Source organism: Caballeronia sp. Sq4a, from assembly GCF_023170545.1.
GTDB lineage: Bacteria > Pseudomonadota > Gammaproteobacteria > Burkholderiales > Burkholderiaceae > Caballeronia.
In genome coordinates this window covers 326,824-352,162 of record NZ_CP084252.1, presented here as the reverse complement: position 1 = coordinate 352,162, position 25,339 = coordinate 326,824, and the positions used below count along the sequence as shown (strand labels likewise).

Annotated in this window: 23 protein-coding genes and 1 pseudogene; 12 read left to right on the top strand and 12 right to left on the bottom strand. The window is 60.0% G+C overall.

The window, feature by feature from the left end; translation table 11 throughout:
- Positions 1-879 (bottom strand): alpha/beta fold hydrolase, encoded by an 879-nt coding sequence (locus tag LDZ24_RS21160; RefSeq protein WP_248324067.1) that lies wholly within the window; start codon positions 877-879, stop codon positions 1-3.
- 117 nt (positions 880-996) lie between these two features.
- Here LDZ24_RS21160 and LDZ24_RS21155 point away from each other — a divergent pair, with 117 nt between their 5' ends.
- Complete coding sequence (locus LDZ24_RS21155) at positions 997-1,899, top strand: LysR family transcriptional regulator (protein WP_248324066.1); 903 nt, start codon at positions 997-999, stop codon at positions 1,897-1,899.
- A 239-nt stretch (positions 1,900-2,138) separates the two neighbouring features.
- Here LDZ24_RS21155 and LDZ24_RS21150 read toward each other — a convergent pair whose 3' ends face one another.
- The 3 genes from LDZ24_RS21150 to LDZ24_RS21140 all read right to left on the bottom strand — a co-directional run bounded on the left by LDZ24_RS21150 (position 2,139) and on the right by LDZ24_RS21140 (position 8,527).
- Positions 2,139-4,076, bottom strand: a complete 1,938-nt coding sequence (locus LDZ24_RS21150; protein WP_248324065.1) for an MHYT domain-containing protein — start codon at positions 4,074-4,076, stop codon at positions 2,139-2,141.
- A 388-nt stretch (positions 4,077-4,464) separates the two neighbouring features.
- Positions 4,465-6,405 (bottom strand): ATP-binding protein, encoded by a 1,941-nt coding sequence (locus LDZ24_RS21145; RefSeq protein ID WP_248324064.1) that lies wholly within the window; start codon positions 6,403-6,405, stop codon positions 4,465-4,467.
- 217 nt (positions 6,406-6,622) lie between these two features.
- Positions 6,623-8,527, bottom strand: a complete 1,905-nt coding sequence (locus tag LDZ24_RS21140; RefSeq protein WP_248324063.1) for an ATP-binding protein — start codon at positions 8,525-8,527, stop codon at positions 6,623-6,625.
- Positions 8,528-9,473: 946 nt separating this feature from the next.
- On the opposite strand from LDZ24_RS21140, the gene LDZ24_RS21135 reads away from it, so the two are divergent.
- The 4 genes from LDZ24_RS21135 to LDZ24_RS21120 all read left to right on the top strand — a co-directional run bounded on the left by LDZ24_RS21135 (position 9,474) and on the right by LDZ24_RS21120 (position 13,397).
- A complete protein-coding gene (locus LDZ24_RS21135; RefSeq protein WP_248324240.1) occupies positions 9,474-9,896 on the top strand; it encodes a hypothetical protein in 423 nt (140 codons plus the stop codon).
- Between the two features lie 20 nt (positions 9,897-9,916).
- On the top strand, positions 9,917-10,297 hold the full coding sequence (locus tag LDZ24_RS21130; RefSeq protein ID WP_248324062.1) for a hypothetical protein: 381 nt from the start codon (positions 9,917-9,919) through the stop codon (positions 10,295-10,297).
- Positions 10,298-10,548: 251 nt separating this feature from the next.
- Complete coding sequence (locus tag LDZ24_RS21125; RefSeq protein ID WP_248324061.1) at positions 10,549-12,744, top strand: hybrid sensor histidine kinase/response regulator; 2,196 nt, start codon at positions 10,549-10,551, stop codon at positions 12,742-12,744.
- A gap of 266 nt (positions 12,745-13,010) precedes the next feature.
- A complete protein-coding gene (locus tag LDZ24_RS21120; RefSeq protein WP_248324060.1) occupies positions 13,011-13,397 on the top strand; it encodes a hypothetical protein in 387 nt (128 codons plus the stop codon).
- Between the two features lie 98 nt (positions 13,398-13,495).
- Here the strand turns inward: LDZ24_RS21120 and LDZ24_RS21115 are convergent, their stop codons facing one another.
- A complete protein-coding gene (locus tag LDZ24_RS21115; protein WP_248324239.1) occupies positions 13,496-14,869 on the bottom strand; it encodes a polyhydroxyalkanoate depolymerase in 1,374 nt (457 codons plus the stop codon).
- Between the two features lie 173 nt (positions 14,870-15,042).
- Here LDZ24_RS21115 and LDZ24_RS21110 point away from each other — a divergent pair, with 173 nt between their 5' ends.
- The 7 genes and pseudogenes from LDZ24_RS21110 to LDZ24_RS21080 all read left to right on the top strand — a co-directional run bounded on the left by LDZ24_RS21110 (position 15,043) and on the right by LDZ24_RS21080 (position 22,192).
- Positions 15,043-15,696 carry a glutathione S-transferase family protein gene (locus LDZ24_RS21110; RefSeq protein WP_248324059.1) on the top strand — a complete coding sequence of 218 codons (654 nt, stop codon included), beginning with the start codon at positions 15,043-15,045 and terminating at the stop codon, positions 15,694-15,696.
- A 1,046-nt stretch (positions 15,697-16,742) separates the two neighbouring features.
- Positions 16,743-17,249, top strand: coding sequence for a lipocalin-like domain-containing protein (locus tag LDZ24_RS21105; RefSeq protein WP_248324058.1), 507 nt, complete (start codon positions 16,743-16,745; stop codon positions 17,247-17,249).
- A pseudogene (locus LDZ24_RS21100) lies at positions 17,246-17,749 on the top strand (MOSC domain-containing protein); the annotation flags it as partial. The gene LDZ24_RS21105 and the pseudogene LDZ24_RS21100, both read left to right, overlap by 4 nt.
- Before the next feature lie 87 nt (positions 17,750-17,836).
- Complete coding sequence (locus LDZ24_RS21095; RefSeq protein ID WP_248324238.1) at positions 17,837-18,859, top strand: 3-alpha domain-containing protein; 1,023 nt, start codon at positions 17,837-17,839, stop codon at positions 18,857-18,859.
- Entirely contained in the window at positions 18,762-19,250 is a 489-nt protein-coding gene (locus tag LDZ24_RS21090) for a chemotaxis protein CheW (protein ID WP_248324057.1), read from the top strand. The genes LDZ24_RS21095 and LDZ24_RS21090 overlap by 98 nt, the downstream gene beginning before the upstream one ends.
- Positions 19,251-19,279: 29 nt before the next feature.
- Entirely contained in the window at positions 19,280-20,821 is a 1,542-nt protein-coding gene (locus tag LDZ24_RS21085) for a methyl-accepting chemotaxis protein (RefSeq protein ID WP_248324056.1), read from the top strand.
- 636 nt (positions 20,822-21,457) lie between these two features.
- Positions 21,458-22,192, top strand: a complete 735-nt coding sequence (locus tag LDZ24_RS21080) for a Crp/Fnr family transcriptional regulator (RefSeq protein ID WP_248324055.1) — start codon at positions 21,458-21,460, stop codon at positions 22,190-22,192.
- 71 nt (positions 22,193-22,263) lie between these two features.
- Here LDZ24_RS21080 and LDZ24_RS21075 read toward each other — a convergent pair whose 3' ends face one another.
- The 7 genes from LDZ24_RS21075 to LDZ24_RS21050 all read right to left on the bottom strand — a co-directional run bounded on the left by LDZ24_RS21075 (position 22,264) and on the right by LDZ24_RS21050 (position 25,301).
- Positions 22,264-22,767 carry a hypothetical protein gene (locus LDZ24_RS21075; RefSeq protein WP_248324054.1) on the bottom strand — a complete coding sequence of 168 codons (504 nt, stop codon included), beginning with the start codon at positions 22,765-22,767 and terminating at the stop codon, positions 22,264-22,266.
- A 170-nt stretch (positions 22,768-22,937) separates the two neighbouring features.
- Positions 22,938-23,285: a hypothetical protein gene (locus LDZ24_RS21070; RefSeq protein ID WP_248324053.1), complete on the bottom strand. Its 348-nt coding sequence runs from the start codon at positions 23,283-23,285 to the stop codon at positions 22,938-22,940.
- Between the two features lie 161 nt (positions 23,286-23,446).
- Entirely contained in the window at positions 23,447-23,815 is a 369-nt protein-coding gene (locus tag LDZ24_RS21065) for a hypothetical protein (RefSeq protein WP_248324052.1), read from the bottom strand.
- 20 nt (positions 23,816-23,835) lie between these two features.
- On the bottom strand, positions 23,836-23,970 hold the full coding sequence (locus LDZ24_RS28005) for a hypothetical protein (protein WP_256465429.1): 135 nt from the start codon (positions 23,968-23,970) through the stop codon (positions 23,836-23,838).
- Positions 23,971-24,559: 589 nt separating this feature from the next.
- A complete protein-coding gene (locus LDZ24_RS21060) occupies positions 24,560-24,808 on the bottom strand; it encodes a hypothetical protein (protein ID WP_248324051.1) in 249 nt (82 codons plus the stop codon).
- 20 nt (positions 24,809-24,828) lie between these two features.
- Positions 24,829-25,026 carry a hypothetical protein gene (locus tag LDZ24_RS21055; RefSeq protein WP_248324050.1) on the bottom strand — a complete coding sequence of 66 codons (198 nt, stop codon included), beginning with the start codon at positions 25,024-25,026 and terminating at the stop codon, positions 24,829-24,831.
- The gene (locus LDZ24_RS21050) at positions 25,026-25,301 is read right to left on the bottom strand and encodes a hypothetical protein (RefSeq protein ID WP_248324049.1); all 276 of its coding nucleotides are present in this window, start codon (positions 25,299-25,301) and stop codon (positions 25,026-25,028) included. The genes LDZ24_RS21055 and LDZ24_RS21050 overlap by 1 nt, the downstream gene beginning before the upstream one ends.
- Positions 25,302-25,339 lie beyond the last annotated feature (38 nt).

Sequence of the window (25,339 nt, the reverse complement as noted above, 5' to 3'; positions counted from 1 at the left end):
TTACTCGCTCAGGAAAGGCATCACGCGTTCGAGCAATTGCCCGGGCGCTTCTTCGGGGATGTAGTGGCCGCAAGGCAGCGCTTCGCCCTGCACGTCCGGCGCATACGCGCGCCAGTCGACAAGCGGATCGAAGCATTGTTCGATGACGCCCTGCGCGCCCCATAACGCCATGAACGGACAGCGGATGCGCTGATGCGAAGCGAGCGTCGCGCGGTCGTGTTCGAGGTCGATGGTCACGCTCGCGCGGTAGTCCTCGCAGATACCGTGCGCCGTGTCGGGATCGGACAGACAGCGCAGATATTCGGCATATGCTTGCGCCGTGAACGGCGCGAGGCCCGCACTGCGCGCGCCGATGGTCTGCTTGAGGTAGAGATCGGGGTCCGCGCGAATCAGTGTCTCGGGAAACGGCGTGGGACGCACGAGCATGAACCAGTGCCAGTAGGCGCGCGCGAAGTCGAACGAGGTTTGTTCATACATCGCGAGCGTCGGCGCGACATCGAGCGTCACGAGGCGCGTCACGACATCCGGATGATCGAGCGCCATGCGCGCCGCGACGCGCCCGCCGCGATCGTGGCCGATCACCGCGAAGGTCTCATGACCGAGCGCGCGCATCAGTTCGACCTGATCGAGCGCCATGCGGCGCTTTGCGTAGTTCGCGTGACCGGCGGCGCCTGGCGGCTTGCCGCTGTCGCCATAGCCGCGCAAGTCTGCCGCGACCACCGAGAAATTCTCCGCCAGCGACGGCGCGACCTTGTGCCAGATCGCGTGCGTCTGCGGATGCCCGTGCAAGAGCAAAAGCGCGGGGCCGCGCCCGCCCTGGATTGCGTGTATGCGTATGCCGTCGACGGTGGTCGATACGTCGCTGAAGTCGCCGAACATGATTGCCTCCTGAGCGTGAGACGAGTGTAATTGATGAATCGCGGTATTTGGTTTCCTGATACACATTCCGGTCGTAACTTCAAGGAACGAATCACGACACTCTCTCGGAGCATCAAGATGGATGGTTTCTCGGACCTGGATCTGTTCGCGCTCGTGGCGCGGCACCGAAATCTGGCGGCTGCGGCGCGCGAGTTGGGGGTAACGCCGCCCGCGGTCAGCAAGCGGCTTGCGCTACTTGAACGGCGCCTCGGCGTGCGCCTGATGAACCGCACGACGCGGCGTCTGAGCCTCACGCCCGAAGGCGAGCTTTACCTGTCGAACGGCTCGCGCATCTTGGACGAGCTGTCGGAACTAGAGCATCTCGTCATGCAAAGCCGCGGCGAACCGACGGGCTTGCTGCGCGTGAATGCGTCGTTCGGATTCGGCCGGGCGCGCATTGCCCCGGCGGTGTCGGAGTTCGTCGCGCGCTACCCCGCAATGAAAATCCTGCTGCATCTGACGGAGCGGCCTATGAATCTGCAGGACGAGGGCTTCGATCTCGGCATTCGCTTCGGCACGGTGCCGGATGCGCGCATCAACGCGCGACTGCTGCTCGAGAACAGGCGCGTGGTCTGCGCATCGCCCGATTACGTGGCGCGGCACGGCGCGCCTTCGGTGCCGCACGATCTGACGGGGCATGCGTGCATCGTTTTGCGCGAGAACGAGTCGGCATACGGCACATGGCATTTCGCTCGCGGCAAGCGAACGGAGACGGTCAAAGTCGACGGCGCGTTGGCCAGCAACGACGGCAGCGTCGTGCTTCATTGGGCGCTCGAAGGCCGAGGGATCGTGGTGCGCTCGCAGTGGGAGATCGAAGGCCATCTCGCGCGCGGTGAACTCGTGCCACTGCTTTCGGACTGGGCCTTGCCGGATGCCAATATCCATGCGATTTATCTGGAGCGCAACCAGCTTTCGGTCAAGCTCAGGACATTCGTCGACTTTCTCGGCGAGCATCTGCCTAAACAGGGAGGAACGGCGTAACGCCATCTTTGTAGGCAGCTAACGGCGCTCACACGTGGCGAATTGAAACCTTGGGGCCGCTTTCGAAGGTCGATGGGACATTCGAACGGCGCCTTAGGGCTGCCATCGAATGGCGCTTCATGGCCGCGTGCTGCCCAATGCGGTCGGCCCGAGCCGACCCACTTCAGCCATCCACTCGCAACCGCATTGACGGGCCGCTTCCGGAAGACGTTCGGCCATTCGTGAGGGGTGGCTGAGCGCTAGAAATAGTCCGTCGTGCGCACGTCTTCTTGCTTTGAGATCGGTCCGGACATGGGCAACGAAATACTGACCGTCGTGCCCGTCCCGGGCCCGTCGCTGAAGGCTTCGATCTTGCCGCCATGCGCTTCTATCAGTTGCCTGGAAATCGCCAACCCTAACCCTACGCCGCCACGGAGGCGGCTGCGGTCCTTGGATCCTTCCTGAGCAAAGCGCTCAAATACGTGCGGGAGCATGGCCGGTTCTATCCCGATGCCGGTGTCCCGAACCTCAATCGTGGCCGAATCCACACTACGGACAAGATTTGCGGTCACCGTGCCGCCGGGGTTCGAAAATTTGACGGCGTTCTGCAGCACGTTTGCCAAGACTTGTCGGAGGCGGTGCTCATCGGCCACCACGACGCAGTCCTCCGCCGCTCCCAGACAGACTTCGACTCCGCCCTTTGACGCGACGATTGCCGAATCCGATACGGTCGAGGCTACAAGTTCAGCTAGTTGAACGTTTTCCATCGCCAAGCGCACCTTGCCACTGGCCACCGCTGATGCGTCCAAGAGGTCGTTCACCAGGCGCGCCTGCGCTTTGGCACTGTCTTCGATCCTCCGAAGCGCATTGCCGGTCGTCGAAGCAGTTGTCGCCGAGGTGCGCTTGAGCACCTCAACCCATGACAAGACCGCATTGACAGGATTGCGCAGTTCGTGACTCACGGCGGCGATAAATGCGTCTATGACCACGCTCTTCTTTTCAGCGAGTGCGAGGGCCTTGCTTCGATCTTCGAGCATGACTTCGGCAAGCTGTTCTAAGGCTTTTCGCTCGGTGATATCGGCAAACGTTATCGCAACGCCATCAAAAAGTTTGACGCTGTTGATGCGAAGCCAGGCCGACATGCCGTCGCCCACGTATTCCTGCTCGATGGTGGCAGGCCCATCGCCCATGCATACGCGAGCATGAACTGCGAACAACCCGTTCATCGATGCAGTGGGGAATCGCGTCAGAAACCGCTGCCCAATGACGTCGCTCTCGGTCGCGCCGAGAAACCGCAGTGCAGCTGGGTTGGCGTATTCAAAGATGAAGTCCGTGATCGTCGCCCCGGTCCGAAGAGCTTTCAGTATCAGGAACGGATCGATCGCGACCTCTTGCGCTGCCCTGAAACGTTGCTCGCTGGCGATCAATTCGCCGGTGGTCACGGAAAGCTGGCGCGAATTCTCCTCCTCCCGGACTCGCGCTTCCTTACGCGTCTGAAGCAGTGCTGCGATGAGAGCGATGCCGAGCACCGCTAGAACCGCGATGAAGATCTCCAGAACGAAATCGCGTTGATTGAAATCTGTCGCCGCTCGGCTCACGCAGTTGGGCGCAAACACGGCCGCAGCCATCGCCGTATAGTGCAAACCGGAAACGGCTACGCCCATCAGGCACGCAGCGGCAGCTTGCTTGGCGATTTGCGCTTTTTCGAGGGCTCGCAGACCTATTACTATGCGTAGCGCGGCATATGACGCGCCGATACCAATCAGCACCGACAGCACGGTACGCGGGAGCATATATGCGATCGCCGGCGTCATTTGCATGGCCGACATGCCGGCGTAATGCATCACCGCGATTCCAGCGCCCATCAGCAACGATCCGAGCAAAACCGCACTCTGAGCCGGCCTGGGCGTCATTACGAAGGTTAGTCCCAGCCAACAAACGAGCACCGCAGCGGCCCAGGAGGATAGGGTCGTTGCGAAATCAAAACCGATGGGCACGGGCAGGCTAAAAGCCAACATGCCGACGAAATGCATCGACCATATTCCGGTCCCGAGCACCAGCGCGGTCGCGGCCACCCATACCGAGTTCGCGCCCCGATTCTGGAACCGAGCGCCGACCATTAGCAAGGCGACGAAAGATAGTGCGGTCGCCAAGAGAATGGACAGACCGACTAAAGGAAGGCTGAAGGAACCAGACATTGCGGAGCGCAGTGCGCAGAAAGAACTTGCATAGGCGAGGATTCTAATGACAAGAACCAGCGACTACAGGACGAGGAAGCTGTTAATTTCCCCCCGGAAGCCAAGGGATGGTAATTTTTCCCGAGGGTGCCGGCGCTCAAACACTTGCTTGTGGGTCAGTGGCGACTGCCATGGACCCAAGCGCGCTCCATCGATGAATGTCGCTGGTCTGGGGTAGTGCAGCCAATAGACGGGCAATTGTGACGTTCTGCAGCGCGAGAACATCCGACGCTCAGTCAGGTATGGCGTCGTCGACGAAGCGCGTGTGCAACGGGAGAAATCGACGTCAAACAGCGTGATGCCCAGCTCACGCCGCCGCCTCGAGGGCTATGACGCAGTGAGCACACGGTTAGCCATCGCAAAAATCGTCGCCGGTAAAAAGCTGGGCTATTCGAAGCATATCGACTGGCTTCGTGAAATGCGCGTCAAAGCCGGAATCGAGCGCCTTTTGCACGTCCTCGGGTTGGGCGTAGCCACTGACCGCAACCAGTCTCATCTTCTCAGGGGTTGTCTGACGAAGTGTCTTCGCGACCTCATATCCGTCGATATCTGGAAGCCCGATGTCGCACAGCACCACATCAAGCTGCGTGGCTTTCGCCAGTGAGAGCGCGCTGCGCCCGTCGTAACGTACCTCAACCGTATGCCCTAACATCTCGACAATCGCCGCCAGCGAATCGGCGGAGTCGACATTGTCATCAACAACGAGTACGCGGCATGAGCGGGTGTTTCCTTCGTTCCTGGATGCAGCAAATTCGGACGTCGCATATCCAGCAGTCTGAGCCAGCGGAAGCTCTATGATGAACTCCGCGCCAGCGCCGAGGGAGCTAATCGCCCCGACCTTGCCGCCGTGGAGCTCGATCACGCTCTTCACAAGGGCAAGTCCGAGGCCGAGTCCGCCCTCTGTGCGAGCCAGACCTTGCGTCGACTGCGTGAATGGGTCGAAGATGATCGGCAGTAGGTCGGGCGCGATGCCAATTCCGTTATCGGTGACATGAATAAGCGCGCGTTCCGCACAGTGGCGGGCCGTCACTGTTATCTGACCACCAGCCGGCGTGAACTTCACCGCGTTCCCGAGCAAGTTACCAATCGCCTGCGCGAGCCTTGTCTCATCACCTTCGACGACAAGGGTTTCGTCATCGACGGCGACTAAAAGTTCGAGGCCACGCCCCTGGGCCAGGGTGCGGTAATCCTCCGCCGTGCGCCTGACCCATGCGGCCAAGTCGACGTTCTTACGCTGCAGTTCGATCTTGCCTTGCGCAATCCGCGTGACGTCGAGGAGGTCGTCCACCAGCTTAGTCAGATGCGTGACCTGTCGACAAATCACTTCTCTGGCGTTGCGCGCCTCCTGTCCTGAAGGGTCGACCCGGTCAAGGATAAAGAGAGAGTTCTGAATCGGCGCGAGCGGGTTCCGCAATTCATGCGAAAGCATCGCGAGAAATTCATCTTTCCGGCGGCTTGCGTCGAGCAGGGCTTCTTCTGCCCGCTTACGCTCGGTCACATCGCGGGTTGTACCGGCTACGGCTTCGACCTCGCCATCACGGCCCAGCACAGGTACAAAAATATAGTCGTAAATGCGTCGGCCAAATGCTCCTTCGAACGGCACCTCGCCGCGGACAGGTTGTTTCGTAGCTATAACCTGCTCGATCTCGCGGTCGTGCATCTCCGCATGCCAGGGCTCGTAACCCAACTCCAGGCAGTTCTTGCCGATCGCCTCTTCCCATGTGCGATTCCACATTTCGAGCAAGACTTTATTGGCATAAGTGAACCGGTGGTTCAGGTCGAATACATACGCCAAGTCGGGAGAGTTATCGAGGAAAGTTTCATAAAGTCGGCGGCGCCGCTCAGAGTCATCGGCCAAGTCGGCGAGTTCTACCTCTTTGCGTTTCAACTGCGCCGCGTTCTCGTACTCACGCGTGACATCGCGCAAGAGGACCGTAATGCCATCGTCGTGGGCGAATGAGCGAGCCTCAAACCACTTGCCGAGCGGCGCGTAGAAGTCCGTGTGCTGACTAGGGCGTCCAGTTGCCGCCGTCTGCTGATAAGCGCGATAGTAGCCGGAGTCCACAAGGTCCGGATAGCATTGCCAAATGTCGCGCCCGAGCAGGTTTCGCCGGTCCTGCTGCAAATATCGTTCAGCTGTATGGTTAAGATAGGTGAAGCGCCACGCCCGATCTATCGACATGAATCCGTCGCTCAGGCTATCCAGCATGTCACCGAGGTGAGCTGGTCGAGGCTGTTGGGCGCCGGCATCTCTCAGGTGGGTAGGACGGGGGTCAATCTGTGGTTCCATTTATCGCATTTCCGCTTGCATTCGCCAGCGCTTTCCGCGTCGCGACGCAGCCGCGCTCCGCGGTGGCTTCGGGGGGTGTGATGCTGTTCCTGATAGTCCCCGAAGTCCCGCATTATGCGGCTTACTACGTCGCCGTGCAGTGCCTTCCCTGTTCCCTCACGATACAAGAGGGACAGATCACCGGGCAGCGCGCTTTTGTCCGCCTGCGTGCAGTCGGCTATGGCGCAGCGATTACACTCTCAATCGCGTGGTTAAGCTGCACGACATCGACAGGCTTCGTGAAGTGAAAGTCAAATCCGGCGTCTGCTGTGTGCGCCCGGTCCTGAGGCTGCCCCCACCCAGTGATGGCAACAAGCGTGACGTCCGTTGTCGCGGGTGTCGCCCTAATCCGCCGAGCAACATCGATGCCGTTCATGCCGGGCAATCCGAGGTCGAGAAGGACCACATCTGGGCTGTAGTAACTGAGGACGTCGATCGCCTCCTCGCCGGAATAGACCGTCCGCACGTCGTGTCCCTCCAATTCCAGAAGGGCAGTGAGCGCGTCAGCCGCATCGACGTTGTCATCAACGACGAGGAGGCGATGCTTCTCGATCTCGGCTGGACTGACGGGCAACTCACGCAGCGGGGCTGGCGGCGGCACAACCCGGCACTCCGCTGGAAGATGAACCGAAAAGCAGCTTCCGAGATCTTTTCCGTCGCTTGATGCGGTGAGCCTGCCGCCATGCAACTCAACGAGAGATTTCGACAACGCGAGTCCGATGCCAAGGCCGCCCTGTCGGTGATGATCGGGGTTCACTTGGGAGAACATGGAAAAGATGGCCGACAATCTATCGGGTTCGATGCCGATACCGTTATCCGCAACCGACACAATCAACTCCGCGTTGTCTGCTCTCGCCATCAGTTCGATGCGCCCGCCCGTAGGCGTATATTTCGCAGCGTTCGTTAGCAGGTTGGCCAATACCTGTGCGATTCGCAAGCGATCCGCCTGGATGTGAATCGGCCGCGACGGAAGTTTCACGACAAGCTCGTGATGCTTGCCCTCAAACATCGGTCTTGCGGTGTCGACCGCATCCTCAACAACGTCTTTGAGTGCAACGGCCTCTTTACGAAGCGTCAACGCCCCACGTGTGATGCGCGACACATCGAGCAGGTCGTCCAGTAAAAGCGCCATCGCCGCCGACTGTCGGCGCAGCACGGTGATGCACCACTTGCGGCGCTCGTCCGTCAACTGCGGCTGCTCCAGTATCTCCGCGACCTGTCGGATCGGGGCCAACGGGTTGCGCAACTCGTGGGCAAGTGTCGCAAGAAACTCGTCCTTGCGCCGGTCCGCTTCAGAAAGCGCTTTCTCGGCTCGCACCCGCGGAGTCACATCTCCGAACCATGCCACGACCGAACCGTCGAGCGAGGCAGCGACGACATGAAACCACTGCTCGCCGTGCTCGCCTCGAACTCGTACGTCAAAGGCGTCTCGCCCTTCGCCTTCCGCCAATGGCGCAAGTCGCTCAAGAAGGACACTCGCATCCCACCCGTGCGGGCGCACGAAGGAAGTCGAACTGCCGATTACAACCGTTGTGGCTTGGTCAAACAACTCCGCGGCCGCCTCGTTCATATAGTCCCATCGCAGCCCTGAAATTTTGCCGCCGACCACGACTGGCGTGAGGATGAAGAACGGTACGCCCGCGCTGTTCAACGCTACGTCGAAACGGTGACGCGCGTCGCGCTCCATACGCAACAGTCGCTGCGCTGCGTCCTGCGAAGTGGATTCCGCCGTTCCTGCGCGTCTTGCCACCTTGACCAATTGGTGGCCGGCGGCCACTAGTATTACGCCGACGACCACGTAAGCCAGGAGGACGATCTGATCGGAGAGCTCAGGAACCGTCAAACTTCCGATCGGTGGCATCCACAGTGCGCCATAAGCTAGCCCAGCCGCCAGAAGCAATGCGCCACACCAAGCGCCGAAGAGCACCGTAATCAAGGGAAGCGATGCGCTGATCAAAATGAAAGTCAACCGCCCGTGGGCAAGCATCGTCAACGCCTGTTGAGCAGCTAGCACGGCGGCTATCGACGCACTTCCGGTCAAGAGGCGCATTCCGAGCGAGTACTGTGCGATTCGAACAATCATGATAGGGACCTATTCTTCTCGTTGTACTTTTGCCCGCACGATACGTTCCTCGCGTTTTGCAAATACGAATCGCTAGCAGCGCCTGTCCGCACTGGCGACGAGTCGACGGGAGGTAAGTGCAATCAGGAGGCGTTGCCAAGCACCGGAAGGTTCCGCGCTGCGCTGCGTCCCGGTAATGCATAGTCGGCCACAGCAATCGTTCGGCGTAGATGCGCATCCAGTCCTGACAGTGGAAGGTCAAGCGCAGTGCGGCCTTACAAACTAGGCATCGGCGCGGCACGTAGCGGTTCCACGTCCACGCGCATGCATGGCCACCAGCTATGCGGTGGCACTCGTTACCCGCTATTTTAAGTGGGAGACTGTGTCCGGTGATTCAGGGGCCGTTCCAAAGTCCGCGTTTGCGTCGATATGCAAGTTAGCAACCAACTCCAGCTGCGTTATGGTGAGCGCCTGTCTCAGCGCTTCTTCCTCGGCGGACCGAGATCTCGCTGCGGAGTTGCACGTCAATGCGGCGCAAAGCACAACGGCAAACAGAAAAGTCGCCGTACCAAGCAAGCGCCTTCTCTTGAGCCGCTAAGCCGCTGCAGGAACCGTCGGACGTCTCTTACCATTGCCACTTCGTCGAACACCTGTGTTTGTATTGTCGCGGGGCTGCGATGGCTGTTTTCGTGAGTCAATGTGCAAGACCGTTGCTTCGGCTGAACATGGATCGGGCTGCCCCAACGCCGAAGACCTACGGAACGAGGGCCATCCCGCCTTACCAGATATCGGCTGGTTGTCGCATTAGCTGAATACCGGAGACGGCGGTTCTTTGGCTCAACTGCGCGACGTTAGGGAAGAATTGCCTATCGTGCACGCGCAATTCGGTAAAACAGGGTTTTCATGGATGCGGTGCGTTGTTCCTTCCGACGATACTCATTGCACAGACTATTCGCCGGAGCAAACGATGTCGCAGGCCTTTCTTACCCAACAGCAGATCTTCGACCGAAGCATCAGTCATCTCTTGAACCAAGGCAGTGCAGCGCTCCTGGCGCGCGGCGGCGGTGCTTATCGCGGCAAATGCGGCGGCTGCCCTGTCGGCGCACCGGTGCGTCCGAACGACTACCGCACCGCTATGGAAGGCGTGCCCGTCCGCTTTATCCTGGCCGAACAAACGAGTGTTCCGCGCTACATGGACGCGGGCGTCGCCGCGCTCAAGCGCGCGCTGTTGCGAGCAAAGATCAACGTCTTCTCCCAGGAAACGGTCGACCTTCTGAGTTGCCTTCAGAATGTGCACGATGTCTTCGGCGTCTGGGAATGGCACGACCGCCTTCGCTCCATTGCGAGGCAGTTTGGGTTGTCGACGCAACGCCTCCAGCAAACTGCTTGACCGTGTGGAGCGGAAGTGACATGAGAAGTGCGGAAGAGATCTTCGTTACGGTGCGCTCTCACCTACTTTCGCAGCGCGCCATTTCAGAGGACGATGCCGGAAGTTGCCGCCTGCACGGGCGCGACGGCCGCCGATGCGCGATCGGCGTACTCATCGACGAAAACCATTACAGCGAAGGGCTGGAGGGTCTGGGGATCAGCTACTACAAGGTCGGACAGGAAGGTCCGCTCCTACAGGCGCTGGCCAAGTCGGGCGTGAGCGCTTACGAACCGCGAGTCGCGGCGCTGCTGCAGGACCTCGAAGACCTGCATGATGCTGCAGAAGTCCAAAGGTGGGAGGCACAACTCGACGAGATCGCTCGACGACATTCTCTCGAGAATAGGCTCCACGAGCTTGTCTAGGATCCATGGTTGACGCTACCAGAGGTCAGTACCACGATGCCTCGTCATCGTCGATAGCCGGCCCATTTTCAACCGCCCGCCGACACCCCTAAACCGAGCACCACGGTGACGCCGATGGTTTCCCGCGGACGCTCGCCTTCCCGGATCGATCGCGTCGCCTACCTCTCGCAACAGCGACGCTTATCGCTAAAATGGCGAGCCGTCTCTCACTGTCCGGAGGTGGCGACGATATGCCACTTCGACACCTATCCTTGATTACCGGCGGCCCAGCGGAAACCATCGCGCGCTCGCATTTCTCCCGAACGCGGAAAGCCTTTCTGCTCGCCCTGATATTCACCGGACTCGCCCCCGCAGTCTTTTTAGCGCTATACGGCTCGGTAGACTGGCACGATCGGCTGGCAGCTGCCCAGGACGCAACACAACGCTCAACATACATCGCAGAAGAACACGCCCAGAAGATTTTCGACATCGACACCGCACTCGCGGACCGAGTTCTGGATGACTTCGAGGGCGACGGCGTGGCTGTCTCTGCCGGCCGAGCATTGTACGACCGGCTGGAGCGGCTCGTGCATGGATATGCTCAGGTTGACGCGTTGTCAGTGTTTTACGCCGATGGCAGCCTTACAGAAACCAGCCTGCGCTATCCGGCGCCTCGTATCAACATCGCCGACAGGGCCGACTTTCGAGACGCAAAGGCACGCCCCGCCGAACTTTACATCTCAGGACCCACGGTAGGACGGGTGACGGGCAACGCGACGTTCAACGTCATGAAGGGACACGTCGACACAGACGGCAAGTTTGGCGGGCTGGTCTCAATCGCGATGTCACCGATCTATTTTGAGAACTTCTATCGTCGTGTAGTCGACGCGGATCCCATCACGATCGGCATGGTCCGCGGGGATGGCGCTGTGTTGGCCTGGTATCCGTTCGAATCGGACCGTCCCAAACGCATCTCGACGACCACACCGTTCTTCGCTTTATTGACTAGCGGGCGCGAAGCCGGGCTCGTAACGATGAAGTCTAGCGTTGATCGAGAAGAAAAGATTTTGGCGTTTCGAAAGGTGGGCAACTACAACGCCTACGTGACGGCAGGAATCCCCATTCGCGTGATACGGTCCGCGTGGCTCGCTCGCTTCTCTGTCGTGGCCATAGCGACTACTGTTCCGTGCTTAGCGCTCTTCATCCTCATTCTCTTTTCTCTCAGAAGACTGAACCACGAAGCGCGGCTCTGGCTGCACGCGGAAGAAGAGACCTCAAAGCGTACCGCCGTGGAAGCGACCGCCAAAGAAAATCAGCGCGTCGAGGCAGTCGGCAATATGGTTGCGTTGGTGGCGCACGACTTCAACAATCTATTGATGGCTATCCTTGGATTCACCCAAGCTGCATCGCGGCAGACCTCCCAGCAGCGTAAGCAGTCACTGGAAGGCATTCTGACAGTTGTGCAGCGCGGCCAGAACCTCACCCGACGACTGCTATCGGTGAGCAAGAAGCAGCCGCTACGGCCGCAGTCCATCAGTTTGGTCGAGTGGAGCAAGCAAATGGGTTTGCTTCCGTCAGCCGTTGGCGAAGGCGTGGTCATCGAAACTTCCGCGACGGACGGCTTGTGGGACATCCGGGTTGATCTGGCTGAATTCGAGCTCGCTCTTCTCAACGTCGCGATCAACGGCCGGGACGCCATGAACGGACGAGGCCGACTCACGATCGCATTCTCGAACTTCGAGGCGGTACCCGGTAACCGCGATCTGGCGCCTGGAGAATATGTCAGGATAGAGATCACGGATACCGGGGTGGGCATTGACCGGGAGACGGCCAAGCACGCATTCGAACCCTTCTTTTCGACCAAGCCACCCGGGCAGGGTACCGGGCTGGGTCTGTCTCAAGTCCGATCCTTTTGCGAACTTGCGGGCGGTCATTGCAGTATCGCGACGGCGGCGCCAAGCGGTACGGTGGTGACCCTGTTTATTCCACGAGGGACGATATCAAGCGTCGATCCGATTGCGCTAAGCGCGTTCCAAGCGCCGATTACGAAGCCCGGAGCCGTGCGAATGCTTCTGGTGGAGGACGATGAACTAGTCGCGGAAGCACAGGCAGCGATGTTCTCTGCGTTCGGGTATGACGTGACTCGCTGCCCGAGCGCAGACGACGCGCATGTTCGCCTGCAACCTCCCCATGCATTCCACGTTGTTATTTCCGACGTTCAGATGCCGGGCAACATGACGGGCATTGAGCTAGCGGAGTATCTGCACGATACGCAGCCCGATCTCCCGCTGCTCATGGTGACAGGCTTCGTAGACCAGGCGGAACGTCTGCGAAGGCTAGGGGTGACGGCTTTTCTCAAGCCGCTGACTGACGTCAATGCGGTAGATGAGTGGATTCAGCGAAGAGTCGGCTCTTATAGACGCGGGGTCACCGGCGAGACACGTGAAGGATCCGCGGGCGCGAACTGACGCCGCACGTGTTATTCATATCGCTAGAACGACGAATCGCTGCTGGTTTGCCCTGGCGTCTCGGGACGGGAGACGTTACGGCCGTTGAGCGGCGTGAAGCTGCCAATCGAGTGACAGGATGACGGCACCATCGGAAGTCCGAAATTGGCCGGTTGCCGAAGATGGTAGTTCGAGCGCCCTGCATTCGCGCCGACCACGCCACCTAGCTTCGTACTCGACCCACCTCGGCCGTTCGGCCCTGGGCACGCCGAGCGTCTGTTGATGAAGTGCAACGGCCAGTCAACGCGCGGTTCTCGCCGACGTGCGATGTCCTCGGTGCCGTCGACGGACGCGGCTTCGCGGCATCGACGGAAGGCTATCTGGGCACCATCGAAGCAATTCTTTGGCGGTTCACGGACTGCGCGGGCAGCGGCGCGAACGAAACGCGCGTGGTCGGCGAACTCAATGCACTTATCGCCAATCTCGCCGCCGATTTCGCCGGACTGGGCCACCAATTCGCGGTTGATCTTGGCGATATCGAACCTTCCCCGTTTCGCCCGATCGGCATGATGCGGATGCTCATCAACCTGATGCAGAACGCGGTGCTCTACTGCGTCGTCGGGCTGGAAGTGCGGAAGCGCCAGAACGCGAGCCGAACACGGCATGCGTCGTAATCGTGGATCGCAGCAAAGGCTCGACGATCAGGATCTCGAAGTGCTCAAGCACCCGTTCAAGCGCGGCGGCGGCGACGTTCTGCCGCTGGCGACTAGCGTTATTCGGGATCGGCTATCGCCTGTTTGTTATCGCCCTGGTTCGCCGTCTGCGCCTGATCCTCGGCAACCGTCGATTCGCGCGCGAGCGGCGCGATGGCGTGCAACGGGACCATCGGCTGGGTGCGCGCGTTGACGCCGGCCGGACTCGGCTCGTTGTCGTGAATCAACGCGCGAATACGCGGATAAATCTGCCGTTCCCAGCGCTTGCCGTTGAATACGCCGTAATGCCCGACGCCCGTTTGAACGTGATGCGCCTTCAGATAGGGCCGCAGCTTGTCGCACAAATCCTGCGCCGCTAGCGTCTGCCCGACGGCGCAGATATCGTCGCGCTCGCCTTCGACGGTAAAAAGCGCCGTGCGCCGGATCGCCGAGGGATCGACCTTGCGGCCGCGCACCTCGAGTTGCTTCAACGGCAGCGCGTGCCGCTGAAACACGGTATCGACGGTTTCCAGATAGAACTCCTCAGTGAGATCCATCGTTGCGAAATATTCCTCGTAGAAAACGCGAATCGCGTCCGCCTTCGCGACATCGCCCTTCGCACGCTGATGATGCATCTCCTCGAACGATTCGATGTGCCGCGCGAGATTCATCGACATGAATGCGCCCAGCTGCACGAAGCCGGGATAGACGCGCCGCATCGCGCCCGCGAAGCCGAACGGCACCATGCTGATGAGATTGCGCTCGAACCAGTCGATCGGCTTGCTTTTCGCGAGCTCGTTCACACGCGTCGGATTCACGCGCGTATCGATGGGACCGGCCATCAGCGTCATGCTCGCCGGCTCGGCGGGATTCCGGTCCTCGGCCATCAGCGCGACGGCCGAGAGCGCCGCGACCGTCGGCTGGCACACGGCGAGTAGATGCGCGCCCGGCCCGATCGTTCCGATGAAATTGATGATGTGCTGCACGTATTCGTCGAAGCCGAAGCGGCCATGCATCAGCGAAACATCGCGCGGATTGCGCCAGTCGGTGATGTAGACGTCGTGATCGGCGAGCATCGTCTGCACGGTGCCGCGCAGGAGCGTCGCGAAGTGGCCGGACATCGGCGCGATGACGAGTACGCGCGGCTGAGCGACGGACGCATCGTCCTTGCGGAAATGAAGCAGACCGCAGAATGGCGTCGATGCCGCGACGTCCTCCACGATGCGCATCGTTCTTCCTTCGACTTTCACCGGCGCGATATCGAAAGGCGGACGCGCGTGCGTGAGCCCGGCGAGCGCGATCTGTTCGCAGAACGCGCCAAGACCGCGGCCTTGCGGCGTCTCGCCCATCTCTCGCCAGCCGCGCAGCGCGCCTCCGACCAGCTCGGCGGCATGGCGCATCGGCAGCATCGCGTCGGACCAGAGCTGATAGCCCGCGTAGGTGTACGGATTCATGGCCGCAAAGGAAGGCAATAGCCATGCCATTCGATGTCCCGGCGACACGCCCGCGGTCATGCGATTGGCATAGGCTTTGCACCGATGCCATCTACGAGCGCGTTTTGCCGCGCTTCGGTGCGTAAGAGCACCGCGCTCGATCCGTCTTGGTGCACGACGCGCGAGGAAGACTTATGGCGAACGCCACGCTCACCATCAGCAGCAAAAACTATTCGTCGTGGTCGCTGCGCGGCTGGCTGCTGACGAAGTTCAGCGGACTGCCATTCGAGGAAGTCGTGATGCCCGCCGACGATCCCGGCGCGCGCGCCGAACTGCTTCTGCTGTCGCCGTCGATTCTCGTGCCGCGTCTCTTTCACGACGGCATCAAGGTCTGGGACACGCTCGCCATCGCGGAATATCTGAACGAAGTCTGCCCCGATGCCGGTCTCTTGCCGAAGGAACGCGCCGAGCGCGCGCACTGCCGAGCGATCTGCGGCGAAATGCATTCTGGCTTTGCCGCATTGCGCTCCGCCCTGCCGATGAACCTGAAAGCGCACTTTCCCGGCTTCAAGGTATGGGCGCGCGCGCAGACCGACATCGAACGGATCGTGACGATCTGGCATGAATGCCTCGCCCAGTATGGCGGACCGTATCTGTTCGGCGAACGAACGTGCGCGGACGCGATGTTCGCGCCGGTCGTCACCCGCTTCGTCACCTACGACGTGAAACTCGACGCCGATATCGTCGGCTATGGCGCGCGCATTCTCGCGATGCCGGAGATGCGCCGCTGGATCGCCGATGCGCAACAGGAAGCCGAAGAAATCGACGAGCTGGATATCGAGTTCTAAAACGGCCGCGCGCGTCAGTAAATTTATACAGAAACCATCGAGTGCCACGACAGAACGTCGGGCTAAGTCTGGCAACGATCAAGTCCGACCACGCGACGGCGCAGAAGCTGCGCCAAGGCAGCCATCGCCTTGGCGAATTTTTTTGGTGATCGCTGTGCTCTGATGCTTCCGTCGTTCGATCTGGTCGCCGGCGACTTCACTTCAGCGCCGCGACTAGGTGACGAGCTCCTCGCCACCTCGCCAGGCCTATCTTCGCGCCAGGCGCGCGACAAGGGGAAAAAAACAGCGGTTGCGATCCTGCGCGCGTCCGTTTGACCACTTTGAATGATTTGCCTTCGAAATCAAATCGTCCGCCTGGAACTTCATCGAGTGTGCGGTCAGCGACTTGCTCCACGAGCGCCGCGTTCCGTTGAGTCGCAGTGTCAATATGCGTGACGGCCTGGTTGATCTGCTTTCGCCGAGCCGAGCGATTTCCGGTACTGGCCGGGACGTGGCCGCCGGCGAACGCATCAAACCGACCCGATCCAGGCGTTCGCCGCTCGGCGCGCCGAGCGTCTCTTAACCGAATCCTGCGACCAGTCGCCCACGATATCGTCCGACGCCGTGTGGTTTGAACACATAGCGTCGGCGGGCTTGACTCACCCCTCGGGAGTAGCTGGGTGTCAGCAATCCAGATAAGCATACAAGGCTGACCAATTGCCCGTGAGGACGCTGGCCTGCCGCGCATCTTGGAATCTTGCGCACCGGAAGGGGTCACTTCCCTCCATGCTTGCACCCGTTTCCTTAAGCGAGGCGCCCTGCTCCTCCGTGCGCGATGACAAGTCAGTGTTCTCCGAGGCAATTTGCTTGCTGGCATTCACGATCGCGTGAGCCAAATGCTTTAAAAGCCGCGAAAAAATGGCCTAGTATGGTTAGCGTCGCCGCGCCTGCCAGGGCGTCTTGATTCAATGGCCAGACCCTACGCGGCAGCGGGGGTGACTCTGCCCACGATGCCAGCCCGGGTAATGTCTCTTGTCGCTAGCAGTGAGGAGCGGAGGGAACGTTCGGTGGAAAAACGACTGGTGTTGCTTTTCCTGACCGCGAGCATGCTGTGCCTCTCTACACATGCGCTGTCGGATTCAAATCCTTTATTAGGGACATGGCGTCTAATCTCGTTTGTGCGCGAAGACATGGGAACGCGCGAGCGATACAACCAGCTGGGCGAACATCCTGAGGGCTATCTTAGCTATTTGCCGGACGGGCGGATGGTTGCATTTTTTGTTTCTGGCGATCAGCCGCGCCCGCGGGCGGAGCCCACCGACGAAGAGCGAGTGCAACTCCATAAATCGATGCTGGCCTACGGCGGTACGTACGACGTTTCTCCAGGTCAGGTCGTCCATCACATCGACATAGAATGGGATGGCAGACGTATTGGAACTAACCAATTGCGCTTCTTCACCGTCGATGGCGACACACTCACGATCAAGACGGAAGAGAACAAGAGTCCAGTGGACGGGCGCGAGGGCGTCGGCATTCTGATCTTCGAAAGGGTCAAATCCTCGCAGCCGCGATGAAACGAAATGTGGCTCTGCGAATCGGGCTTTACTCCGCGCGGGCAGGTGCCGTGCGAACACATCGAGCGGTGACGACCATGGCGCGACTACTATCGGTGAATGTCGGGCTTCCGCGCGACATCGAGTGGAAAGGCCGCACGGTGCATACCGGCATCTGGAAACAACCTGTGCGCGGCCGATGCCGCGTCGGACGGCTGAACCTCGATGGCGACGGCCAGGGCGATCTCGCGGGCCACGGCGGCGAGCAGCGCGCCGTTTTCGTCTACCAGATCGAATCGTCGCGCTACTGGCAGACGGAACTGAAACGCAACGACCTCGCCTGCGGACAGTTCGGCGAAAATTTCACGATCGAAGGACTGCCCGATTCCGATGTGTGCATCGGCGACCGCTATCGAATCGGCAGCGCGCTGTTCGAGGTGACGCAGCCCCGCGTGACCTGCTATCGCGTCGGCATCCGCATGAACGAACCGCGTATGCCCGCCCTGCTCACATCGAGCGGACGACCCGGCTTCTACTTGCGCGTCCTGCAGGAAGGCGACGTGGGCGCGGGCGACGAGATCGTGAAGGTCGGCGAAGCCGAAGAGCTCATGAGCGTCACGCAAGTTAATGCGCTGCTTTACTCGGCTCATCATCCACGCGATCAACTGGAGCGAGCGTTGCGGATCGAAGCGCTGTCGCCGGGTTGGCGGCGGTCTTTCGAGGCGCTTCTGAAGGACGGCGCGAAGGGCGGAAATCCCGGGCTCGCGGCGGCAGCGGCAGCGAATGCCGCCGCACCGGGTTTCGGGCCACTCAAGGTCTCCGCAGTCAAACCGGAGTCTGCCGACGTCCTCTCGCTCCGCTTCACAAGCGCGGATGGTAGGCCGCTGCGCCCCGCTCTGCCGGGGCAATACCTGGTGCTGCGTCTGCACGCAACGGCCGGCGGACCGCCGCTTTACCGCAGTTATTCGATTTCAGGCGGGCCTTCGCCGGAGAGCTACCGGATCAGCGTGAAGATCGAGCCGGATGGCGCAGCCGGGTCCTATCTCCAGCAACATGTGCACGTGGGCGATACGATCGACGTCAGCGCGCCGCGCGGCAGCTTCGTTCTGCAGCCGGGCGACGGACCCGTGGTGCTGCTCAGCGCGGGCATCGGCGCGACGCCGGTTCTTTCGATGCTGCATGCGCTGTCGGCGGCGCGCTCGACGCGGCCGGTCTTGTGGATGCACACCGCGCGCGATGGGAAGCATCATCCGTTCGCCGCCGAAGTTCGCGCTCTGGTGTCCACGCTCGCTCACGGACGCAGCCACGTCTGTTACAGCAAGCCCGCTGCGGGCGACCGCGAGGGCGTGGATTTCGACGCGACGGGGCGCCTGTCGCAAGCGGTTCTGAGCGAGGCCGGTATCACGCGCGACGCGGACATCTATCTCTGTGGACCGTTCCGCTTCATGGACGATATGAAAGGGGCGCTCGCTGGCATAGGTAGCCGTCCGCTACAACGGGCGCAGCAGAAAATTCGAAACGGCACTTGCGGAAATGAACAGCGATCAAAGACACGGTGCGCCCGAGGCGGGCGGCCAAGAATTTCTAATCTTCAACCTGGGCCAAGAGCAGTACGGCATCGATATCCTTAAGGTCCAGGAACTCCGTGGGTACGACGCCGTGACGCGCGTTGCCAACGCGCCCGTGTTCATCAAAGGCGTTATCAACCTGCGCGGCGTGATCGTGCCGATTGCCGATATGCGCCTGAAGTTCGAGTTGGAGAGCGCCACCTACGACGACCAGACGGTTGTTGTCGTGCTTAACGTGGCGGGCCGCATTGTCGGCATCGTCGTGGACGGCGTTTCCGATGTGCAGACGCTCACGCCCGACCAAATCCGGCCAGCGCCGCAGTTCAATTCGACGCTCAACACCGACTACATCACCGGCATCGGCACGATTGACGACCGCATGCTCATCCTGATGGACATTGAGAAGCTCGTCACGAGCGAGGAAATGGCGCTCATCGAAGGCGTCACCGCCTGACCACACCAACGAACATAGACGCCCGCGACATGACCTTCTCTAGAAAGCTCTGGCTGCCTTTACTGCTCAGCCTTGTGTGCCTCGCAGGAATCTCCGTTGCCGACGCGTTCCGCATGCGCTCGATTCGCACGGAACAGACGCAGTTGGACATTAAGCACGCGACGGAAGTCGCGAACAGCATCATTCGTGAGTTCGCCCAGCAAGCCAGTACCGGCGTGATCACGCAAGAGCAAGCCAAGCAAGGCGCGCTCAGCGCGATCCGCGATATCCGATTCGGTGACAACGGCTACTTCAGCGTCTTCGATTCGCAGGCAAAGGTGCTGGTGCATCCGATGAAGCCAGATTTTGTCGGCAAGATGATGATGGACTTCAAGGACCCAAACGGCGTCTATCTGTACCGCGACCTGATTGACGTAGCGAAGCGCCAGGGCGCGGGCTACACCTACTATTCGTTCGCGAAGCCCGGAAGCAGCAAGATCCTGCCGAAGATGTCCTACGTGTCGCTGTATCAGCCCTGGGACTGGCTCGTCGTGACAGGCGTCTATATCGACGACATTGATGCCGCGTTCTACACGTCGCTCGAATGGAGCATCGGTATCCTTGTGGTGATCGCGGTTGTGCTGAGCGTTGTCGTGGCGCGCCTGAATCGCGGCATTCTCCGCTCGATGGGCGGTGAGCCGGCATACGCCGCTGAGGTCGCGAACCAGATCGCTGACAACAATCTCGCAGTCGAAGTAGCCACTGCTGCGGACGACCGCTCAAGCCTCATGTATTCGATGGCCCGCATGCGCACGCAATTGCTCTCAGCTGTTGACAGCGTGAAGACGTCCGCTAATGCGATCGCCAATGCGAGCCGTGAAATCGCTGTGGGCAACACGGACCTGTCGTCGCGCACTGAGCAGCAGGCAGCATCGCTCGAAGAGACAGCGGCGAGCATGGAAGAACTGACGGCGGCCGTGAAGCACAATTCGGAGAACGCCCGCCAGGCTAGCGGCTTGGCTGGCAACGCGCGCGACGTTGCGAAGGAAGGCGCGACAATCGTCACGAACGTCGTCGGAACAATGGCAGAGATCGAGCAAAGCTCGCACAAGATCGCCGAGATCATCGGGATGATTGAGGGCATCGCGTTTCAGACCAACATCCTTGCGCTCAACGCTGCGGTTGAAGCGGCACGCGCCGGCGAACAAGGACGTGGTTTCGCAGTGGTCGCTGGTGAAGTGCGTAGTCTGGCGCAACGTTCCTCCACAGCCGCCAAGGAAATCCGCGAGTTGATCGAAGCGTCCACTTCGCGTGTCAACACCGGCACCACCCTTGTCGGGCAAGCCGGGGAGACGATGACCAAGATCGGCGCAGCGATTCAGAAGGTCACCGACATCATGGACGAGATCGCGTCTGCTTCGAACGAACAGAGTCGCGGCATCGAGCAGGTGAATACGGCGATTGCCCAGATGGACGAGGTCACCCAGCAAAATGCAGCGCTCGTCGAACAGGCCGCCGCCGCTGCCGGTTCGCTTCAAGATCAAGCCGAAACGCTGCGCGCGACGATGGCCGTGTTTAAGACCGAAGCGTAAGCAGGCGTTGGCGAGCGGTCCTGGACCTGGGTGTTCGACAGTGGCTTCGAGAAGTCGATCGACGGTTCGCCGAACAAGACGTGGCGGCTGCAGGAAGGATGAAGGGCGGCGATCAACCGGTAGCAAATGGCAACGGTCGCGCAAAAGTGCAACGTTTCTCGCTCAAGCGTGGACTAGCTCGTAGCCAGCGGCCGTAACGACAGCGGGCGGCCTTGACTCAGTCTTGAAACGTTTTTGAAAGGCGACTCAAGTCCCCCGCAGGTGGAAGGCTCAACGTGTTTCATTGGGCTTTTCAACCCTCGCAAACGTTAAAAGGTTTTCTGAACGTAACTGTCTTAGGTCCGGGTGGCGATCATGGGTAAGCTACCGCCTCCTCATGGATGAATCAAAAAGACGTCGCAGCCTCGCGACGTTTTGGCCGAGCCGCCGCCCTTTCCCCTGCTGGTATGAGCTTTACCGCGCTATGGCATGGCTCTCGCTTATGTACGACGAAGCACTTAAAAAATAGCGTGTTCTGTTCTTCAGCAGACAGCGCCACGGTGCTACGGGGTCGGCCGCAAGAGTTCGGCGGATCGGACTACCGATCCGGACACGAAAAGCGGCCGCAGGAAACGACAGCGACAAGACGAGAGACCAATGCTGACATTCAAGTCCGACCTTCACGGCAATCATTTGCTGGGCGCCCTTCCCTCGAACGAATGGGAACTGGTCGCCGCCGACCTTGAACTGGTTCAACTGCGCGCGGGGCAGCTTCTATGCGACTCGGGCAAACGCATCCATCACGTGTACTTCCCGACGACGGCAGTCATCACGCTGTTGCACACGATGGAAGACGGCGGCAGCGTCGAGGTGGCGGCAATCGGACGCGAAGGTATGACTGGCGTGCCGGTGTTGACCGGCGGCGATACCATGCCCACGCGCGTGCAGGTCCAGGTAGCGGGGTCGGCGTATCGCATGACCGCCAGCGCTCTGAGGGCGCACTTCGGCCGCTCCGACCTGCTCCGGCGCATCACGCTCCTGTACATGCAAGCGCTGCTCACGCAGGTCGCACAAACCGCCGCGTGCAATCGTCATCACGCGTTGAGCAAGCAGGTGTGCCGGTGGCTCCTGCTTCAAGCGGACCGTGTACGCTCGGACGAGATGCGGGTGACGCAGCAATCGATCGCTGACATGCTCGGTGTGCGTCGCGAAGGGGTAACAGAAGCGGTTGGGAAACTGCACGAGGCCGGGGTTCTTCACAACACGCGCGGATGCATCAGGCTGCTTGACCGGGCGGCACTCGAAGCGCGCTCGTGCGAATGCTATGGCATCGTCAAGCGCGAGTTCGATCGAATGCTGCCGGGGACGCGTCAGGCGGATGCATTTGCGTAGCCTAACTAGGCGCGATGATGAGACGGCGCGATCGGGTGTCGCGCCTTGCCTCACGCTAGTGACGCAGCTCTTTAGTGCAGCGCTCCACGGTTGAGCGCAATCTCTCGCGTCACTTCGTGCGGTGGGTCTTCCCTTAAGTCGTCGACGGCATCGACGAACGCCTCATACAGTTCGGCCAGTTCGGGAAATTCGTCTTGCAGAGTCGCCATGCCGCGTTCACGCTCATCGATCAGCGCGGAGACGTTAGCAGGTTGGAGCGCTGCGCGCAGTTCATCGGCTGGAAAGCCGAAATACTTCTCGGCAGCATCGACTGCATGCTCAAGGGCAAACTCAACCGTGCCGTGACGACCGCGAAGTCCGGGCGCCGAGTAACCCAATAGCAGGGTGTCGCCGCGAGTTTCCGTCGCAAGCAGTGCAGCGATATCTTCTTTCACCGATCGAGGGTCGGCCACCACCTTGCCGAACATGCGACGCGCCTCTGCCTCGGGGACATCTCTGCTCATTAGCTCAATGCAACCGCCGTACACGTCGATCTGTAATTGAACGTAGATTGTCGTTTCTTCGCCTATCGTCATTGCTTGTGAAGCTCGCTGTTTCTTCCATCCGTTGAAGGCTGATGCGCCCGCCTTCGCGTAATAACGGCTCAGCGGCCAAGATGTTTAGCGGTTGACGCGCTACTGGTGCAGGTACCTGCGGCGAACTAACGGCTTCCATCCGGCAGGGCATGGCGGGCTTCCGAATGCTCCTATTCACAGGTGTTGCTGGCGTTACCGCTAGAGAAGTTGTCCCAAGCCTCGAGAGTGGCTTCATTGTGCGCGGCCATCTTACGAACGCGGTACTCCGCGTTCGTTCCCGAAACGTTGTCGCGGTAAAAGTCGGCACGCCCCAGCACGAAATTTGAAGCTCCGCCCGCCGCGCCACCGACATACAGGTCGCAAACCGCGTGGCCGTCCTCGGCGGTTAAGCAATCCGCGACGCCAAAGTGACGAACGAACACCAATCCATCGCTTGTTGGGCCGCACTGGCGCAGACCTTGCCGAAAGCGGGCGAGAGTAATGGTTGGAGAAGACGCGTAATGCTTCTGCGAAAGCACATATGCATCGTCAGAAAGCTTTCCAGGCGGCGTCGCCGTGCATCCAGCGACTACCAAGCAAACAACCCCGATCCCAGCCAATCCGCGCACAATGCTTAAATCCTAGTAGTTGAAGATGTTACGGGCATGTTTTCCGATTTCGCGCCAAGTATCCGTTGGGCCTAAAGTTGGAAGACCTGTCGCGTCCATTGGTCATCCGCATTGAATGGTCCATGGATTGATGCGAAACATCCCTTGGCTGCCACTCGCCGATTGAGGTCCTTGGCTGCCCAATGGACGTAGACGCGCTTGTCCTTTGAGTCTACTTCCTTCACGACACCAAGTGCGCGGATCTCAATCTCCTTGGAACCTTGCCCAAGCATTCGCTTAATGGCGATCCGGTCACCTTCACGAATCTCATCGCGCAGCGAGGCTTGCGATGGCTGTTCTTCGTCGGCCCATCCCATGAACCAATACCCCCGCCGGATAAAAACTTCCGACTGGTCCTTTTGGCCGCCCCATGTCGCGCCTACTACCCAATAGTTATGCATGTTCTGTTTTCCCGATCCGTTCACCGTCGCGGCGCGGCGATGAACTTGTCATACGCTGCATCGAAAATCGCTTGCCGGTTTTCTTGGGCCAGCAGGCGATTCTGCGGATCGACGCGGGCCAATTCCGCTAGGAGCGCGTCCTTCAATGCCGTCATACCTTGCTTGATAGTTCGCTTCGGTGCCGTGTAGCACTTTCTCTACGCGAGCAGCGTAAGCCTTCCAGTCTGCGGCCACGCGTTGCGCTTCGCGCGCCTTCATCAGCGCATATGCGTCCATCAGCTTCCTGTTTTCCAATGCGGCGCGCGACGGCGAATCTTCCATGCTTCTCGTTGAATAATAAATCTAGACGGCTTTCAGGAAGCAGACCACTTTGTTGTTCTTGGAGAGTGCGAATGGCGTCGAGACGTTCATCAGCACTTCATAGTACTTGTTGTTGATGAGAACTTGCTCTCCGATACGTGGCACATAGCAGTTGTCTGCCGTGTCGGAGTAGGTCGTGCTAACCAGGAGGTCCCGGTCGGTGGCGTATTCAGTGTATGTCACGAGCATTATTGAGCCGCCGTTGTGGCGAATGAAGATTAACAAAGCGATAGAGTACGCGAAGCGTTCCCCCGTCGCGCATGAGTCAACTATTTGGCGCTTGAGGCCACAAGGTTAAGCGCGAAGGTAACTCCAATGTTCCCGTTACCGAACAGTTTCACCACGATGGCCATACACGTCCTTGCGCGCTGTTTTCCGATCCGTTCACCGTCGCGCGGCGGCAACGAACTTGTCATACGCTGCATCGAAAACCGCTTGGCGATTTGCCTGCGTCATGAGGTAGTCGTTAGGGTTAGCCTTGGCCAGTTGCTTCATCGCGGCGTCCTTCAGGGCTTCCATACCTTCGAGATTGGCCTTTACGGCCAGAAGGTCGCGTTCCAAACTTTCCGCATAGGCCCACTTCCGCACCGTATCTTCCGCGTTCGTGGCTCGTGCGAGCGTATATGGGTCCATCGATGCCTACAATTTCCTGTTTAAGAGCGCGGCAGCTTCTTGTTATCGCTGCCCGAGCGCATCAAAAGCTCAAGCGTCGCTTCTAAGCGGATGACGCGCTCCGTGAGGCCTTCGATCTTCGCTTGCTGCTCTTTGACCGTGCCCGCGAGAGAGACCACCTTGTCATTCATTTTGATCACGGTGGTGAGGGCGTCCCATACCTTGTCTGTCACACCCATTACTGCTCGCTCTCGGTCATTGCCGCGATGCGCTTGTTCGACTCCGCAACGAACGCGAGTGCTTCGTCCAGAGCGTCGCTCGCCTCTTTGGTCGAGATGTTCACGCGCTCAACAAGCGCGAGAATTTCCTGCTCGTCTTCAGAGGGGGTGAAGCCCTGCGCTGCCTGTCGCATCAGTTCGCTGACGTTCAACCCCAGACGCTTCGCGGTACGCGCGATCGCCTGTTTCTGGTCGGGCGTAACCTGCACGACGATCCGATCGGTTGCTGCTGCCATCGCACACCCCTATGTACATGCACATGATATGTACATAA